Below are 16,107 nucleotides of genomic sequence, written 5' to 3'. Positions count from 1 at the left end.
GGCCGCCGGCGTTGGCGACGATGCGCACCCCGCGGTCGGACGCTAGCCCCAGGCACTCCTCGAGCTGGGTCAGGAAGGTCTTGGCGTAGCCGCGCTCGGGATGCTTCATCCGGTCGCGGCCGAGAATCAGCATCGTCAGCTCGGCCAGATAGTCGCCGGTGAGGTAGTCGAGGTCGCCGCCGGCCAGCATCTCGCGCATCGCGGAGTGCCGATCACCGTAAAAGCCCGAACAGTTTCCGATCCGAACCGGTGTCGTCGAACCCCGGGCACCCGAAGAGGACGTCACGCATGGCTCCCTCCAGCCGGACGTACCAACCAACCGGTAGGTTAGCGGGTACCGGCGGTGCCACGTCAAGCGCCGTGAGTCGTTCGACAGCCGATTTTTGCCAGCAGCAGGTCAGCGATTACTATCAACTCAACCGTTGCTGCCGAGTCTTGTTGTGCGGCGACCCCCCTACCAGGAGTAAGGCCCCACCATGGCTGTGCCAAAGCGCAGGATGTCGCGCTCGAACACCCGGAGCCGGCGCGCGCAGTGGAAGGCTGAGAAGCCAGAGCTGGTCGGCGTGACGGTGGCCGGCAAGCAGCACAAAGTGCCGCGCCGACTGCTCAAGGCGGCGCGCCTCGGTCTGATCGACCTCGACCGCCGCTAATTTTGCTGCCGTGAGCATTGTCTCCCGGCAAATCAGCGAGCCATCTGCGGCCGCCTTTCGTCGACGTCCTAGTGGCGACCTCTCAGCAGGTTCTCAGGGGATTGGATAAAACTGGTGGTCGTGCGAATTCTTGTCGTTGACGACGACCGTGCCGTGCGTGAGTCACTGCGTAGGTCGCTTTCCTTCAATGGGTACTCGGTCACGTTGGCTGAGGATGGCGTCGAGGCCCTGGAGATGATCTCCGCTGACCGGCCCGACGGGGTCGTGCTCGACGTCATGATGCCGCGGCTGGACGGCCTGGAGGTGTGCAGGCAGCTGCGCAGCACCGGGGATGACCTGCCGATCCTGGTGTTGACCGCGCGCGACACGATTTCCGAGCGCGTCGCCGGCCTCGACGCAGGCGCCGACGATTATCTGCCCAAGCCGTTCGCGCTCGAAGAGCTTTTGGCGCGGATGCGGGCGCTGCTGCGTCGCACGAGAATCGAAGACTCCAGTGAATCCGTGGCGATGACGTTCGCGGACCTCACCCTCGACTCGGTGACGCGAGAAGTCACCCGGGGGCAACGCCAGATCAGCCTCACCCGAACCGAATTCGCTTTGCTGGAGATGCTGATCGCCAATCCGCGACGGGTATTGACGCGCAGCCGCATTCTCGAGGAGGTGTGGGGTTTCGACTTCCCCACGTCGGGCAATGCGCTGGAAGTGTATGTCGGATACCTGCGCCGCAAGACCGAGGCGAACGGCGAACCACGGCTGATCCACACCGTTCGGGGTGTGGGTTACGTGCTTCGCGAAACTCCCCCCTGATGCCCCTGAAAACACTGTTCCGTCGGCGAAGTCGGGTTCCGCTGCGGGCCAGCGCCTCGTTGTCGCTGCGCTGGCGGGTGATGCTGCTGGCCATGTCGATGGTGGCGATGGTCGTCATCCTGATGGCCGTCGCGGTGTACGCGGTGATCTCCGCCGCGCTCTACAAAGACATCGACAACCAGCTGCAGAGCCGGGCCCAACTCCTGATCGCCAGCGGATCGCTGGCGGCCGATCCGGCCAAGGCCATCGAGGGCACCGCGTATTCGGATGTCAACGCGATGCTGGTGACTCCTGGCCGGTCGATCTTCACCGCCAACCAGGAAGGTCAGACGCTGCCGGTCGGACAGCCCGAGAAGGCGGTGATCCGAGGCGATCTGTTCATGTCCCGGCGCACCGCGGCCAATCAGCGGGTCCTGGCCGTGCATCTGCCGAACGGCAGCTCGCTGCTGATCTCCAAAAGCCTGGCACCGACTGATGCGGTGATGACCAAGCTGCGCTGGGTGCTGGTCATCGTCGGCGGGGTCGGCATGGCTGTGGCCGCCGTCGCCGGTGGCATGGTCACCCAGGCCGGACTCCGACCAGTGGGACGGCTGACGGGGGCGGCCGAGCGGGTGGCCCGAACCGACGATTTGCGGCCGATACCGGTCTTCGGCAGTGACGAATTAGCAAGGCTCACTGAGGCATTCAACATGATGCTGCGTGCCCTGGCCGAATATAGGGAACGCCAGACCCGGCTGGTCGCCGATGCCGGCCACGAGTTGCGCACCCCGTTGACGTCGCTCCGCACCAACGTCGAACTGCTGATGGCCTCCAGCGCGCCGGGTGCGCCGCCACTGCCTGACCAGGAGATGGTCGAGCTGCGCACCGACGTGATCGCGCAGATCGAGGAATTGTCCACGCTGGTAGGCGATTTGGTTGATCTCACCCGCGGCGACGCGGGCGAAGTGGTGCACGAGGCGGTCGACATGAGCGACGTGATCGACCGATCGCTGGAGCGAGTTCGCCGGCGCCGCAACGATGTTGAGTTCGACGTCGAGGTGACGCCCTGGGAGGTATACGGCGACTCCGCGGGCCTGTCGCGGGCGGTGTTGAACCTAATGGACAACGCGGCCAAGTGGAGTCCGGCCGGGGAGCACGTCGGCGTCCGGCTGCGGCAGCTGAACGCCACGCATGCCGAGCTGGTGGTGTCCGATCGCGGCCCGGGGATACCCCAGCACGAGCGTGACCTGGTTTTCGAGCGGTTCTTCCGCTCCACCACGGCCCGGGCCATGCCGGGCTCGGGTCTGGGGTTGGCGATCGTCAAACAGGTCGTGCTCAAACACGGCGGAGCGCTTCACGTCGAAGACACCGTTCCGGGCGGCCAGCCCCCAGGCACATCGATTTACGTCTTGTTGCCGGGACAACCGATAACCGCCGCGCAATACCCGATCGACGGTGAAGATGAGGCGGATGTTTCCGGCTCGTCAACTTCCGGGAACTCCTCAGCTCCAGCGAACGTTATCTCAGTCGAATCTCAGACCACGCAGGCAAGGTAGTAGTCCAATAACTCTGTGAGTCTGAACCGACCGGACAAGGAAAAGAGCGACCTAGCGACATGACGAATCACCCGAGGTATTCGCCACCGCCGCAGCAGCACGGATACCGTCCCGTGTCCGATCAGCGTGGGGCCACAGGGCATTCCGGCCCTGGACAGCAGCAAACCTATCCGCAGGGCTATGACTGGCGTTACGGCCAGCAGCAGCCGCAGTACCGGCAGCCCTACGGTCCCTTCGCCGGCGGTCAGGGTGGTCCTTCCGCCGGCGGGCCACCACCGCCGATGGGCGCGCCGCGAAAGCGTTCTCGCGCAGGCGCATTGACCGTCGGTGCGGTGGCGGTCGCGGTGGTGTCGGCCGGTATCGGCGGTGCGGCCGCCTCGGTGATCGAGCATCGCGGACAGCTCGCATCCGTTGCCGACGGGACGCTTTCGGGTGGTGCAACTCCCGGTATGCCGGCCGCGAACGCGCCGACCGGCAGCGTCGAGCAGATCGCCGCGAAGGTGGTGCCCAGCGTCGTCATGCTCGAGACCAATCTCGGCCGGGCCCAAGAGGAGGGCTCGGGCATCATCCTGTCCGCGGACGGCTTGATCCTGACCAACAACCACGTCGTCGCGACGGCGGCCAACCCCGGCCACGGCCCGGTGCCCCGCCAGAAGCCTGACGACGAAAGCGGTCCGGCGGGCCCGGATCCTGACCAGGGTCCGCCTGCCGGTGCAAAGCCGAAGACCACGGTGACGTTCTCCGACGGTCGCACCGCGGAGTTCAGCGTTGTCGGTGCCGACCCCACGACGGACATCGCAGTGGTTCGCGTGCAGGGCGTGTCGGGGCTGACACCGATCAGCCTCGGGTCGTCGGCCAACCTGCGCGTCGGCCAGCCGGTCATGGCGGTCGGTTCACCGCTGGGCCTCTCGGGCACGGTGACCACCGGTATCGTCAGCGCGCTCAACCGGCCGGTGTCCACCACCGGAGAGACGGGCAACCAGAACACCGTGCTGGACGCCATTCAGACCGACGCCGCGATCAACCCCGGTAACTCCGGTGGCGCACTGGTCAACATGAGCGGACAGCTGGTCGGCGTCAACTCGGCGATCGCCACCCTCGGCGGCGACTCCCCGGATGCGCAGAGCGGTTCGATCGGACTCGGCTTCGCGGTTCCGGTCGATCAGGCCAAGCGCATCGCCGACGAGTTGATCAGCTCCGGCACCGCGTCGCACGCCTCACTGGGCGTGCAGGTCACCAACGACAAGGAGACACCCGGCGCGAAGGTCGTCGAGGTGGTGCCGAATGGCGCCGCGGCGGCCGCCGGCATGCCCGGCAACGTCGTGGTAACCAAGGTCGACGACCGCGCGGTCAACAGCGCCGACGCCCTGGTCGCCGCCGTGCGTTCGAAGGCGCCGGGCGACAAGGTGACGCTGACGTACAAGGACGCGTCCGGTGCGACCAAGAAGGTCGAGGTCACCTTGGGCAAGGCCCAGCAATGATGAGAGCCGCTGCGCCGTGGTCGGAGCCCAGATATACGGTTGCAACCATGGAACAGCGCGCGGACTTGGTCGGCAGGGCACTCGTCATCGTCGTTGACGACCGGACTGCGCACGGGGACGAGGACCACAGCGGTCCATTGGTCACCGAGTTGCTCACCGAAGCCGGGTTCGTGGTCGACGGCGTGGTAGCCGTGGCGGCCGACGAAGTCGAGATCCGCAACGCGCTCAACACCGCCGTGATCGGTGGAGTGGACCTGGTGGTGTCGGTTGGCGGCACCGGCGTCACCCCTCGCGACGTCACGCCGGAAGCGACGCTGGACATTCTCGACCGCGAGATCCTCGGCATCGCCGAAGCCATCCGCGCGTCGGGGCTGTCCGCGGGCATCATCGAAGCAGGCTTGTCTCGCGGTCTGGCGGGGATCTCCGGCAGCACCTTGGTGGTCAACCTCGCCGGCTCGCGGTACGCCGTGCGCGACGGCATGGCGACGCTCAACCCTCTTGCGACCCAGATCATCGGGCAACTGTCCAGCCTGGAGATCTGACGCTGAGCGGGCCAACCGGCGAGGACCCTGGTGCGATTCACCGAGTGTTCGGAACGGAGCTGCCCCAAGAGTCGGCAGACGAGCGCGATCCGGACGCGAGTCGAGACGCCGACGATCGCGAGCAGTGGCTGCGGGACAACGTGCCCCCACACCACCATTGATTCACCCGCCGACGTTGCGACGTCACGGCCATGTTCACCCTTGTATGACTAATTCGCCGCAAATGGCGCAAACACCGATGAGCAGTCCTAACGTCTTTTCAGGGTGATCTTTCGTTGCCCTGTTAATTCCTGCTCACAGGAGGTTGGCTCGGGTGCTCAAGGGTTTCAAGAATTTCGTGATGCGCGAAGACGTCATTACCGTCGCCGTCGGTTTGGTTGTGGCATTGGCTTTTTCGAATCTGGTCAAGTCCTTTACCGAAACCGTGATCAATCCGCTGGTAGCCGCGGCCCAGCCCCATGCCGCGCTTGGATTGGGCTACCAGCTGGGCGACGCGGGCAATGCAAAGACGTTTATCGACGTCGGCTCCTTCATCGGTGCGATCATCTACTTCTTGGTCTTCATGACAACCGTCTACGTCGCAATCGTGATCCCCTACCGGCACATCCAGAAACGTCGTGGGGTCAGCGTGTTCGGTGAGGCACCCGCGACCAAGGCATGTGCGGAATGCTGCTCTGACATTCCCGAGGCCGCGCACAAATGCAAGTTCTGTGCCAGCACCCAGGCGGCGGCCCCGGGAAGCGGTTAGTGCAGCGTCAGGGTCACCGTCTGTACTAGGGCGGCGCCGGCCACCACGTTGGCCGAAGCGGCGGCCAACGCGAGCAGTACCACCCGCTCATTCGTCGCGGTCTGAGTTTTCTGCTTCGCCGAGACCGACACCACGATCGCGTCGGTGGCGATGACGTGCGGGTTGGCCTGCGAGCTGTTCTCCGAGGCGGCCACGACGTCCACAACGTCGCCGGGTCGCACCAGGTCGATCAGTGCGCTGTCCGCCGGATGCACCGGCACTATCCGAGCGTCGGGCCCGGCGGCCGATTCGGCGAGTCGCCGCCCCACCAGCCGGACGTCGGTAAGCACTTCGCCGCGTCGGGCCGGCCCCGCCAGCGTCGAACCCACAACCGAGCCGACATCCGACTGCGATCCATCGGGAATCGTTGGAAGCAAACGGGTTTCGACTCGAAGGTCATCGGTGGTCAACTCGTTGCCGGGGCTGAGGTCACGGGCGGCCACCACCACGTGCGTGGAGTCGCCGTCAGGGTCGGGCCGCAACGCAGCAACGCCGGCCAGCACCACGAGCCCACTCGCGGCGATGCGCCGGGCGAGCACAGTTCGTGACCAGTCTGGGCGCAGCCACTGCGAAATCCTGGACGGCAGCGACGGATTCAGTGATTTCGAGGAAGCCGGCACCCGATAACGGTAGGCGCCCCGGGTCTGAGCGTGCAGCCGCCGAGCGGCGGCTTGTGGATAGCCGCTAGCTGGAGGTGGTGGCGGCCGACTTCGACGATGTCGAAGCGGACTTCTCATTCGAAGAGGGTGACGAGCTCGAAGATGCCGACTTCTCCGACGAGCTGGACTTGTCGCTCGAACTGGAAGACTCGGAACTCGACGACGAATCCGAGGTGGCCGAGCCGTTACTCGAGCTCTTTTTCGACTCGCGGCTGTCAGTGCGGTAGAAACCGCTGCCCTTGAACGCCACGCCGACGGAGCCGAACAGTTTGCGCAGCCGACCTGCGCACTTCTCGCACGTGGTCAAGGCATCATCGGTAAAAGCCTGGACCACATCGAAGCGATTTGCGCACTCGGTGCACGCGTAGCTATAAGTCGGCACACAAACCTCCGTGATGGTCTAAACGCTTAGCACTCTACAGTCTCAAGTGCTAAAACCGCCACGTGGCGCGTGTCATTCCCGCTCCACGCAGCCGGTCTGCGCGAGGCCCCAGTTTCAGCGGGCGAGGAGGCGTTCCTTCTCTTTGGTGAATTCCTCGTTGGTCAGGAGCCCGGAGTCGCGGAGGTCACCGAGTTTTACCAACGCTTCGGCGAACTCGTGAACGTCGGCGGCGATCGCCGCCGAGTGACCGGTCGGCGACGCGCCCGTCGCCGACGCGGGACGACCGCCGGCAACGGACGCGATGCGGTCCTGACGTCGGCCCGGAGTGGCAGTGCCGGTGATGGCGCGGCCGGCCATGTTGGCCAGGGTCATCTCGCTGAAGAGGGTTCCCGGACTGCTGGCTGCCATGACTTCTGGCGCGGCGCCCAAGCCGGCGGTTGGCGCCGTTAACGCGGCGAGTCTGACTTCCGGGGCCGCCACAGTCCATGCCGGTGGCACCGACAACTTTCCGACCGACGGTGCTTGACCGAGACCCGCCGACACCGACGGGACCTCCGCTGGGTCCAACCTCATCGCCAGGCCTGGCGTCGCGATTGGGGCGTAACCGGGGATGTTCAGCGCGGCTGCGATTTCGTCTTCGGTGCCTTTCAACGCCTCATCACGGACTTCCGCGTCGTCGTACGACAAGTCCGTGAATAAACCGACGGTATTCAATGGCGTCAGCCCAGTCTGGGCCACATTCGGCAAGAACAGCCCGATGTCAATGAGGTCCGCCAGAGTACCCAGGGGGTCAGCAGCCGCAGGCAATGCGAGCCCCGGCAATGCTGTCGAGGTCGCCTGGGACGCCGCCGTCTGTGCGCTCACCGCGGCCGTTGTCCCGTTCGTGGTCTGTGGTGCCGGGGTGAACGGAGGCAGTGTCGTCGCGGACGCCGAGGTGCCCGCGTAGCCGTACATCGCGGTGGCATCTTGTGCCCACATCTCGGCGTAGAGGGTCTCGGTGGCGGCGATCGCCGGGGCGTTTTGCCCGAACAAGTTGGTAGCCACCAGCGCCTGCAACAGGGCGCGGTTGGCCTCGATCACCGGCGGGGGAACCATCGCCGCGAACGTCACCTCGTAGGCGGCCGCCGCCGCCTTGGCCTGGATGGCTGTCTGTTCGGCCTGAGTGGCGGTGGATCTCATCCAGGCCACGTAGGGTGCGGCCGCGGCCGTCATAGCCACTGACGCGGCGCCAAGCCACGGCCCCGCCCTCAGCTCCGAGATTACCGATCCGTAAGAGGTTGCCGTCGAGTGCAACTCGGAGGCAAGGCCGTCCCAGGCCGCCGCGGCAGCCAGCATAGACCCTGCTCCGGGGCCGTCATACATCCTCCCGGAGTTGACTTCCGGTGGCAAAATCGCGAAATCCATTGCTGCGCAACCTCCTAGCCGATCGCTGTCACATGGCTAGCCTCGGTGAGCGGAAACCGACCTAGGTACGGAGTCGCGATTCTCACCGCTGCATAGATGCAGCTTGCGCTTCTATCCATCGGTCGCGTCGGCAATTGCAACGCTTCGACCGACCGGAATCCTCAGTCGGTCAGTTAGGTTGCGGACGGGGGAGGGGCATCTTCATGTCGGCAGCAACGGCTAGAGCGCCAGATCCATTCGAGATGCGACGAACTTCACGGTGGCGACACGGTCGATTAGCTTCGGAGAAATGACACGGCGCCTGAGACCCGACAGCCGATGGAGGGACGCTCTGGCGCTGCTGATCGTTGTCGCCATCGCCGCCGGCGTCGGTTGGCTCTACTTCCACGACGCCAAAAGCCGGCAACCCGAGCCGCAGGAATTCCCCGCAAACCCGGCCTTCGACGTGGCTCGGCGCGAGCTCGACGCGCTGCCGGTCAAGGGCTGGGACCGCGTGCAAGATTTCAACCGCTTCCGGTTCGGCGAGCCCTGGAGTGACGACGTCAACGTGGAGTTCGGTCACAACGGCTGCAACACCCGCGACGACATCCTGCGCCGCGATCTGGTCGACCTGCAGGTGCGGCCCGGGACCTGCTTCGCGCAGAGCGGCGTGCTGCATGACCCCTACACCGGGGCGATCATCGACTTCGTTCGCGGTCCCGACACCTCGTCTGCGGTGCAGATCGATCACGTGGTGGCGCTGGCCGACGCTTGGTACAAAGGTGGGCGCTCCTGGGACGACCAGCGCCGCCGCGACTTCGCCAACGATCCGCGGAATCTGTTGGCCGTGGCCGGACTGATCAACTTCGACAAGGCTTTTCGTGATGCCGCCTCGTGGCTGCCGCCGAATGCGGCGTTCCGATGTGCGTTCGTCACACGCCAGGTCGAGGTGAAGACCGACTATCAGCTGTGGGTGTCGGGCAATGAGAAAGACGCGATGCGGCAGGTGCTTCGCGGCTGCTAACCGGTCAGCTCGACCAGGCCGTGCCCGGGGGTCAGGGCGTGGGTCATCGGCACGTCATGCGGTTCATGCGGCACCTCGTCGAGCAGTTCCTCGTCGCGGACCACGGCGATCAGCCGGGCGTCGGGATTTCGCAGCACCAGTGTGCGGTCGTAGAAACCGCGGCCCCGGCCCAGCCGCGCCCCCGCGCGGTCGACGGCCACCGCCGGCACATAGACGACGCTCGCCTCGGCCACGGCGTTCGGCGGTAGCCACGGTCCGGCCGGCTCGAGCAGGCCGAACCGCGCGGTCACCAGCTGCCCGGGCCGGTATTCACCCCACAGCAGGGCCATCGCGGAGTCGTCGCCGGCGGTACGCGCGACCGGCAACAGCACCCGGTCCGCTCGGCTCACCAGCACATCCAGCATCTCGACGGATCCCGGCTCGGCGCCCACCGGAACATACGCACACACCGAGCCGTCGGCGTACGGCAGCCCCCCGACCTGGGCAGCCAACGATCGGGCCTCTTGCGCGTGGACGTCGTCGGACACCGAGCGACGGGCTGCTAACAGCCGTTCTCGCAATGCGGCCTTGCCCGCGGTCGCCACAAGGTCAACGATATGGTTTCAACGATGTCTCGCCCAAAGGTTTCCGTTCCCCGCACGGCCATCGTGCCCGCGGCCGGTTTGGGCACCCGTTTTCTGCCGGCTACCAAGACCGTGCCCAAGGAACTGCTACCGGTCGTCGACACGCCAGGCATCGAGTTAGTGGCCGCCGAGGCCGCCGAAGCCGGCGCCGAACGGCTGGTGATCATCACCTCGGAAGGCAAGGACGGCGTCGTCGCGCATTTCGTCGAGGACCTGGTGCTCGAAGGCACGCTGGAGGCACGCGGCAAGGTGGCCATGCTGGCCAAGGTTCGCCGGGCGCCGGCGCTGATCAAAGTCGAGTCCGTGGTGCAGGTCGAGCCGCTCGGTCTGGGGCATGCGATCAGCTGTGTGGAGCCGGTGCTGGGCGCCGACGAAGATGCCGTCGCGGTGCTTCTGCCTGACGACCTCGTACTGCCGACCGGCGTGCTGGAGACGATGTCGAAGGTGCGCGCCCAGTTCGGCGGGACGGTGTTGTGCGCGATCGAGGTAGCGCCCGAAGAGGTAAGCGCCTATGGGGTTTTCGATGTCGAATCGGTCCCCGGCGCCGACACCGACGTGCTGAAGGTCAACGGCATGGTGGAAAAGCCGGACACGCAAGACGCGCCGTCATTGTTCGCCGCAGCCGGCCGCTATGTCCTCGATCGCAGCATCTTCAACGCGTTGCAAAGAATTCAGCGCGGCGTCGGCGGCGAAATGCAGCTCACCGACGCAATCGCATTGCTGATCAAGGAAGGGCATCCGGTGCACGTCGTCGTCCACCGCGGCTCCCGACACGACTTGGGAAATCCCGGCGGGTACCTCAAGGCTGCGGTTGACTTTGCCTTGGACCGTGACGATTACGGGCCTGACCTACGGAGATGGCTGGTGACTCGACTGGGTATGGCCGACAGCTAGCGGCCAGGTCGTCACTTTCCACGACGGCAGAAAGGCGCGCTGTGCGTTCGGTGGAGGAGCAACAAGCCCGGGTGTCGGCCGCCGCAGTGGCGCCGAGACCGGTGCGGGTTGCCATCGCCGAGGCGCAGGGGCTGTTGTGCGCCGAAGAAGTGGTGACCGAACGTCCGCTGCCGGGATTCGACCAGGCCGCGATCGACGGCTATGCGGTTCGCAGCGTCGACGTGCTCGGTGTGGGGGAGGGTTCTCCGGCCGACGATCAGTCTGACACCGAACTGCGCGCGCTGAACGAGGTCGAGGGATCGTCGTCTGGCAGCGGCTTGACCCTGCCGGTGCTGGGCAGCATCGAGGCCGGCACCCGGACGCCCAGCAGGCTGCAGCCGGGGCAGGCCGTGCGGGTGCAAACCGGGGCGCCGTTGCCGACACTGGCCGACGCGGTGCTGCCGCTGCGCTGGACTGACGGCGGGCAGTCGCGGGTGCGGGTGCTGCGCGGTGTGCGATCGGGTGCCTACGTGCGACGCACCGGTGACGACGTGCAGCCCGGCGACGTGGCCGTGCGGACCGGCACCATCATCGGCGCCGCCCAGGTCGGGCTGCTGGCCGCGGTGGGCCGCGACCGGGTGTTGGTGCATCCCCGTCCGCGGGTGTCGGTGCTGGCGGTCGGTGGTGAGCTGGTCGATATCTCGCGAACGCCCGGCAACGGCCAGGTCTACGACGTCAACTCCTACGCGTTGGCGGCCGCCGCCCGGGATGCCGGTGCCGAGGTGAATCGGGTCGGCATCGTCAGCAGTGACGCGCGTGAGCTCGGCGAAGTCGTCGAGGGTCAGGTCAACCGTGCCGAGATCGTGGTGATCGCCGGCGCGGTCGGTGGGGCCGCGGCCGAGGCCGTGCGCTCGGTGCTGTCCGAGCTCGGCGACATGGAAGTCACCAGGGTCGCAATGCATCCCGGCTCCGTCCAGGGGTTTGGGCAGTTGGGCCGTGACGGTGTGCCGACGTTTTTGTTGCCCGCCAACCCGGTCAGCGCGCTGGTGGTCTTCGAGGTGATGGTCCGGCCGTTGATCCGGTTATCGCTGGGCAAGCGGCAGCCGATGCGCCGGGTCGTCCAGGCGCGCACGCTGTCGCCGATCACCTCGGTGGCCGGCCGCAAAGGATTCCTGCGCGGACAACTGATGCGCGATCAGGACACCGGCGAATACCTGGTGCAGGCTCTGGGCGGGGCGCCGGGCGCCTCGTCGCACTTGTTGGCGACGTTGGCTGAGGCAAACTGTCTGGTCGTGGTTCCCCGCGAGGCGGAGCAGATTCGCACCGGCGAGATCGTCGACGTCGCGTTTCTGGCTCAGCGTGGTTGACCGACCCGGTGGCATCGGCTCGTGAACATGTTTCGCTCCAACTCCCAGCACCCCGGCTGGCCGACCTCGGTCGGACCGTTGCGGGTGGCCGCCGGCGTGATCCGGCTGCGCCCGGTGCGTCTGCGCGACGCCTCGCGATGGAGCCGGGCAAGGCTGGCCGACCGGGGACAGCTGGAACCATGGGAGCCCAGCACCGAGGCCGATTGGACTGCGCGACACTCGGTTTCGACGTGGGCGGCGGTGTGTTCGAGCTTGCGGGCCGAAGCCCGCAACGGCCGGATGCTGCCGTATGTGATCGAGTTGGACGGCGAGTTCTGTGGGCAGCTGACCGTCGGCAACGTCACGCACGGGGCGTTGCGGTCGGCCTGGATCGGCTACTGGGTGGCCAGCTCGATGACCGGTGGCGGCGTCGCTACCGGAGCCTTGGCGTTGGGTCTTGATCACTGCTTCGGCCCGGTCAGGTTGCACCGCGTGGAAGCCACCGTGCGGCCGGAGAATGCGGCGAGCCGGGCCGTGCTGGCGAAGGTCGGATTTCGTGAAGAGGGATTGCTGCGCCGCTATCTACAGGTCGACGGCGCCTGGCGGGACCACCTGTTGGTGGGCCTGACGGTCGAGGAGGTTTACGGGTCGGTGACGTCGGCTCTGGTACGCGACGGGCACGCCCGCTGGGCGTAGTCGGCCGAAGATGCGCGGCGTGTCGTGTTACGAACGTGACTTTTGTGACTAATGATGCTTGTTCAGAGGTAAATTACAGATGTGTAATTGATCTGAGGTGCCTCGACCGGAAGCGTTGGCCACCGGTCAAGTCTGGCGGGGAAAGGAGCGGGTCACCATGCCAAGCATCCCGCAGTCGTTGTTGTGGATATCGCTCGTGGTGCTCTGGCTGTTCGTGCTGGTCCCCATGTTGGTCAGCAAGCGCGACGCCGTGCGGCGCACCAGCGACGTCGCGTTGGCGACCCGTGTGCTCAATAGCGCGGCGGCCGCTCGGCTGATCAAGCGTGGTGGGCCGGCTGCAGGCCATCGCAGTGACCCCGACTGGCAGCCCGAAGAAGACAAATACGACGACGACCTGGACGACGTCGACGATTCGGAGGACGTCGAGCCGTCGCGTGTCGTGACGGTTGCGACCGAGGGGGCGGCTCCCGACGAGCTCGACTTTGGCAGGGCCGACCCCGAGTCGGAACCGTTGCCGCTGAGCGCGAGTGCGCAGATCGACGACATCGACGACGAGACCGCCGATGAGGCCGACACCGACGTCGACCTTGCCGTCGAGTACGACGACGAGGGTGAAGCTTTCGAGGACGACGCTGATCAATACGAGTACATCGACGACACCTCGGGGATAGCGATCGCCGAGGAATCGTCGATGACCGCGCCGGGCCACGGGCGACGGCATCGGTATGACGCCGACACCGCCGCTGCGGTGACGGCCCGCAAGTTCGCCTTCCGCCGGCGGGTGCTGATGATGATGGCGCTGACGCTGCTGGGATCCGCGGCGACGGCGTTCCTGTTGACCCCCTCGGCATGGTGGTTCTGCGGCGTGAGCTCGGTGGCGACCATGTTCTACCTGGGCTACCTGCGCAGGCAGACCCGGATCGAGGAGCGGGTACGGCGGCGTCGGATGCAGCGGATGGCGCGGTCGCATCTCGGTGTGGAGAACACCTACGACCGCGAGTACGACGTGGTGCCCTCGCGGTTGCGACGCCCCGGAGCCGTGGTTCTGGAGATCGACGACGAAGACCCGACCTTCGAGCACCTCGACTATGCGCCCTACGCCCGGGAGTACGGCTGGGATTTGCCGCGAGCGGCGGGCCAGTAGCGGTTCTGCGACTTCCGCCGCGACTGGTAGCCTGCTAGCGATCAGGGGCTATAGCGCAGTTGGTAGCGCGTCTCGTTCGCATCGAGAAGGTCAGGGGTTCGATTCCCCTTAGCTCCACCAGATTTGAGCAGGTCAGGGTATATGCCCCATTCAGGCTTCGGAAGCCGTCCGGAGAGCTTTCGCAGTAAGTCGCATTTCTGCCTGCAGCCGATTCGCAACGCCATCCAAGTCCTCGTCGAACAAGTCGGAATACGATACCGACAACTCCTCGGCCAACATCGTTGGGAATGGCGCCAAACGCCGTTCCCATGATTTCGGACTTAAGATTCGCGAGTACGGCGGCCACCGCATCAGGAAAGCTCAATGCGGCCCCATCATCCCGGGCCCCATCATGCCGGGCCCCATTATCCCTGAACCCATCATGCCTCGCATCATCGGCGGCATCCCGTCGCGCACAAAGCCTGTGACCTCCTGCGCATGCGCACGGATGGCTTGTGTGAGGGCTGGATCATCGGCGGTTTCTTCTGCAGCCACCCCGGTGGGGGTGAATGTCAACTGGCGGCGATAACCGTTCGCTTGCCTGAATAGTGTGGGCAGGCTTCCGCTCATACACATGACCTCTGCGCCCTGGTCGAGGTGTGCGTACATGCTGGACACATGCGCTTGTAGTTGCGCGACAAGATCAGGCGAAGTCGATTGCGTAGTGGTTCGTATGCCGCCGGGAATCTCCTCGACAGTGCGGGTTATTTCGTTGTGCCGACTGAACATCTCCGTGTAGCGGCTCATGTCCGTTGCATCGACCCCCATGCCATTGTGGTCGATGAGTTGGATGCCTGGTGCTAAGCCTCTAGAAGCACCGCGTAATACGTACCCGAGTATTACCGCGCCGCTACCGGTTCCAAATGCCAGCAACGCTGTGCGGCGCGTTAACCCTGACACTGTGAGTCCCAGCCGGGTTGCTTGACGCCCGGCGCTATGGCCGAGGGGTGTTCGGAGGAGCGGATGTGGTCGGCTGCGGACTCATCATGCCGCCGGGCATCATCTCGCTATGTTTCATCGGCTCGCCCGGCTTCATGTCGGCGCAGCAGTCCTTTGATTCTTTGGCCATCGTCGAATGACCCATTTGCATGTGCGCGTGCTCGCTCCAGTCCAAGAAGTAGCCGGATAGGAATACGGCGGCGACGACAAACAGTCCACCAGCGACGATTCCCACCCACGCGAGCGCCTGAATAAGGCGGCTGGGACTGGCGGTGTGCGCGGTGCCTGCATCGTCGGTTGGCTGCGCAACGTCGGTCGTATCGGCCATGACTAAAACCTCCTGAGTCGGACTGGGCGAAGGCCATGCTACCCCACCCAGGGTGGGGTGGGGTAGCATGGGTGAAATAGGCTCAGAACAGTCAAACCAGTGCCGAGGTGCCAGGTTGCCGCTGAAAGGGGACGGTGATGTCAGAGGAGTTGACGGCCAAGAAAGGTGCTGCGCTCAACCGGCTCAAGACCGTGCGCGGCCATCTGGACGGGATCATCCGGATGTTGGAATCCGACGCGTACTGCGTGGATGTGATGAAGCAAATTTCTGCGGTGCAGTCGGCGTTGGAGCGCACCAATCGGGTGATGTTGCACAACCACCTGGAAACGTGCTTTTCCGCGGCCGTCGTGGGTGGTGAGGGCGAGAAGGCAATCGCCGAGCTGGTCGATGCGCTGAAATTCAGCTCAGCCTTGACCGGCCCCGATATGTACCTGAACGGCACGGAAGCCGACGAGGCGGTTAGGGCCGGTAAGTCGTAACGGGTGTCGTACTGCTAACGGCAGCAGTTCGGGTCGAGAACCATGCACAGTGCAACCAGGGCGGCGCGTCGCGGTCGGTGATACACGTTCATCCCACGACGCTCGGATTCGACAAGGCCGGCGCGGCGCAACTGCGACAGATGGTGACTCACGGTTGACTCCCTGAGTCCCACCGCCGTCGCCAGCTCGCAACTACACACTTCGCCGTCCTCGTAGCTGAACAGCAGTGAGACGAGTTTGACGCGCACCGGATCGGCTAATGCCTTGAGCCGCAACGCAATGGCCAAGGCCGCATCGTCATCGACGGGACCGGCGGCGACCGGTGAACAGCATACTGGCGCGGACATATCCACCACCGGCAACGTCTTAGGCATGCGACCATCCTGCCAC

20 protein-coding genes and 1 tRNA gene are annotated in these 16,107 nt (G+C 65.5%); 13 read left to right on the top strand and 8 right to left on the bottom strand.

The window, feature by feature from the left end:
• Positions 1 to 199 (bottom strand): acyclic terpene utilization AtuA family protein (locus WAO18_RS11650; protein ID WP_422206437.1); only part of this gene is annotated, 199 nt, incomplete at its 3' end.
• A gap of 277 nt (positions 200 to 476) precedes the next feature.
• Here WAO18_RS11650 and rpmF point away from each other — a divergent pair.
• The 6 genes from rpmF (at position 477) to WAO18_RS11620 (ending at position 5,763) form a co-directional block, all read left to right on the top strand.
• Positions 477 to 650, top strand: coding sequence for a 50S ribosomal protein L32 (gene rpmF, locus WAO18_RS11645; protein ID WP_285184875.1), 174 nt, complete (start codon positions 477 to 479; stop codon positions 648 to 650).
• 120 nt (positions 651 to 770) lie between these two features.
• Positions 771 to 1,457: a response regulator transcription factor gene (locus WAO18_RS11640; protein ID WP_422206433.1), complete on the top strand. Its 687-nt coding sequence runs from the start codon at positions 771 to 773 to the stop codon at positions 1,455 to 1,457.
• Positions 1,457 to 2,992, top strand: coding sequence for an ATP-binding protein (locus WAO18_RS11635; protein ID WP_422206432.1), 1,536 nt, complete (start codon positions 1,457 to 1,459; stop codon positions 2,990 to 2,992). The genes WAO18_RS11640 and WAO18_RS11635 overlap by 1 nt, the downstream gene beginning before the upstream one ends.
• Before the next feature lie 59 nt (positions 2,993 to 3,051).
• The gene (locus tag WAO18_RS11630; protein ID WP_422206431.1) at positions 3,052 to 4,473 is read left to right on the top strand and encodes a S1C family serine protease; all 1,422 of its coding nucleotides are present in this window, start codon (positions 3,052 to 3,054) and stop codon (positions 4,471 to 4,473) included.
• Positions 4,473 to 5,015 carry a MogA/MoaB family molybdenum cofactor biosynthesis protein gene (locus WAO18_RS11625; RefSeq protein ID WP_422206436.1) on the top strand — a complete coding sequence of 181 codons (543 nt, stop codon included), beginning with the start codon at positions 4,473 to 4,475 and terminating at the stop codon, positions 5,013 to 5,015. The genes WAO18_RS11630 and WAO18_RS11625 overlap by 1 nt, the downstream gene beginning before the upstream one ends.
• 313 nt (positions 5,016 to 5,328) lie before the next feature.
• A complete protein-coding gene (locus WAO18_RS11620) occupies positions 5,329 to 5,763 on the top strand; it encodes an MscL family protein (protein ID WP_422206430.1) in 435 nt (144 codons plus the stop codon).
• Here the strand turns inward: WAO18_RS11620 and WAO18_RS11615 are convergent.
• The 3 genes from WAO18_RS11615 to WAO18_RS11605 all read right to left on the bottom strand — a co-directional run bounded on the left by WAO18_RS11615 (position 5,760) and on the right by WAO18_RS11605 (position 8,247).
• Positions 5,760 to 6,422, bottom strand: coding sequence for an SAF domain-containing protein (locus tag WAO18_RS11615; protein WP_422206429.1), 663 nt, complete (start codon positions 6,420 to 6,422; stop codon positions 5,760 to 5,762). The two genes, WAO18_RS11620 and WAO18_RS11615, sit on opposite strands and share 4 nt — an antisense overlap.
• A gap of 64 nt (positions 6,423 to 6,486) precedes the next feature.
• Positions 6,487 to 6,843, bottom strand: a complete 357-nt coding sequence (locus WAO18_RS11610; protein WP_422206428.1) for an FmdB family zinc ribbon protein — start codon at positions 6,841 to 6,843, stop codon at positions 6,487 to 6,489.
• A gap of 114 nt (positions 6,844 to 6,957) precedes the next feature.
• Positions 6,958 to 8,247, bottom strand: a complete 1,290-nt coding sequence (locus WAO18_RS11605; protein WP_422206427.1) for a PPE family protein, SVP subgroup — start codon at positions 8,245 to 8,247, stop codon at positions 6,958 to 6,960.
• A gap of 289 nt (positions 8,248 to 8,536) precedes the next feature.
• On the opposite strand from WAO18_RS11605, the gene WAO18_RS11600 reads away from it, so the two are divergent.
• Positions 8,537 to 9,250 carry an HNH endonuclease family protein gene (locus WAO18_RS11600; protein WP_422206426.1) on the top strand — a complete coding sequence of 238 codons (714 nt, stop codon included), beginning with the start codon at positions 8,537 to 8,539 and terminating at the stop codon, positions 9,248 to 9,250.
• Here WAO18_RS11600 and WAO18_RS11595 read toward each other — a convergent pair.
• Positions 9,247 to 9,834 carry a 5-formyltetrahydrofolate cyclo-ligase gene (locus WAO18_RS11595; RefSeq protein WP_422206425.1) on the bottom strand — a complete coding sequence of 196 codons (588 nt, stop codon included), beginning with the start codon at positions 9,832 to 9,834 and terminating at the stop codon, positions 9,247 to 9,249. The two genes, WAO18_RS11600 and WAO18_RS11595, sit on opposite strands and share 4 nt — an antisense overlap.
• A gap of 24 nt (positions 9,835 to 9,858) precedes the next feature.
• Between WAO18_RS11595 and WAO18_RS11590 the strand changes: the two genes are divergently transcribed.
• The 5 genes from WAO18_RS11590 (at position 9,859) to WAO18_RS11570 (ending at position 14,052) form a co-directional block, all read left to right on the top strand.
• Entirely contained in the window at positions 9,859 to 10,767 is a 909-nt protein-coding gene (locus WAO18_RS11590) for a UTP--glucose-1-phosphate uridylyltransferase (protein WP_422206424.1), read from the top strand.
• A gap of 41 nt (positions 10,768 to 10,808) precedes the next feature.
• Positions 10,809 to 12,113 (top strand): gephyrin-like molybdotransferase Glp, encoded by a 1,305-nt coding sequence (glp, locus tag WAO18_RS11585; protein ID WP_422206423.1) that lies wholly within the window; start codon positions 10,809 to 10,811, stop codon positions 12,111 to 12,113.
• A 21-nt stretch (positions 12,114 to 12,134) separates the two neighbouring features.
• Complete coding sequence (locus WAO18_RS11580) at positions 12,135 to 12,788, top strand: GNAT family N-acetyltransferase (protein ID WP_422206422.1); 654 nt, start codon at positions 12,135 to 12,137, stop codon at positions 12,786 to 12,788.
• A gap of 157 nt (positions 12,789 to 12,945) precedes the next feature.
• Positions 12,946 to 13,932: a gephyrin-like molybdotransferase receptor GlpR gene (gene glpR, locus WAO18_RS11575; protein WP_422206421.1), complete on the top strand. Its 987-nt coding sequence runs from the start codon at positions 12,946 to 12,948 to the stop codon at positions 13,930 to 13,932.
• 44 nt (positions 13,933 to 13,976) lie between these two features.
• A tRNA-Ala gene (locus WAO18_RS11570) sits at positions 13,977 to 14,052 on the top strand.
• Between the two features lie 240 nt (positions 14,053 to 14,292).
• Here the strand turns inward: WAO18_RS11570 and WAO18_RS11565 are convergent.
• Together WAO18_RS11565 and WAO18_RS11560 are read right to left on the bottom strand one after the other, a co-directional pair.
• Positions 14,293 to 14,871 carry a hypothetical protein gene (locus WAO18_RS11565; protein ID WP_422206420.1) on the bottom strand — a complete coding sequence of 193 codons (579 nt, stop codon included), beginning with the start codon at positions 14,869 to 14,871 and terminating at the stop codon, positions 14,293 to 14,295.
• Positions 14,872 to 14,905: 34 nt separating this feature from the next.
• A complete protein-coding gene (locus WAO18_RS11560) occupies positions 14,906 to 15,238 on the bottom strand; it encodes a hypothetical protein (protein ID WP_422206419.1) in 333 nt (110 codons plus the stop codon).
• Positions 15,239 to 15,375: 137 nt separating this feature from the next.
• Between WAO18_RS11560 and WAO18_RS11555 the strand changes: the two genes are divergently transcribed.
• Positions 15,376 to 15,717 carry a metal-sensitive transcriptional regulator gene (locus WAO18_RS11555; RefSeq protein WP_422206418.1) on the top strand — a complete coding sequence of 114 codons (342 nt, stop codon included), beginning with the start codon at positions 15,376 to 15,378 and terminating at the stop codon, positions 15,715 to 15,717.
• Between the two features lie 14 nt (positions 15,718 to 15,731).
• On the opposite strand, the gene WAO18_RS11550 is transcribed toward WAO18_RS11555, so the two are convergent.
• On the bottom strand, positions 15,732 to 16,091 hold the full coding sequence (locus WAO18_RS11550; protein WP_422206417.1) for an Rv2640c family ArsR-like transcriptional regulator: 360 nt from the start codon (positions 16,089 to 16,091) through the stop codon (positions 15,732 to 15,734).
• Between the last annotated feature and the right edge of the window lie 16 nt (positions 16,092 to 16,107).

Origin of the sequence: Mycobacterium sp. (genome assembly GCF_049278535.1) — a bacterium.
Classification (GTDB): Bacteria; Actinomycetota; Actinomycetes; order Mycobacteriales; family Mycobacteriaceae; genus Mycobacterium.
The sequence above is the reverse complement of the archived record's forward strand: the minus strand, read 5'-3'. Positions and strand labels throughout refer to the sequence as shown.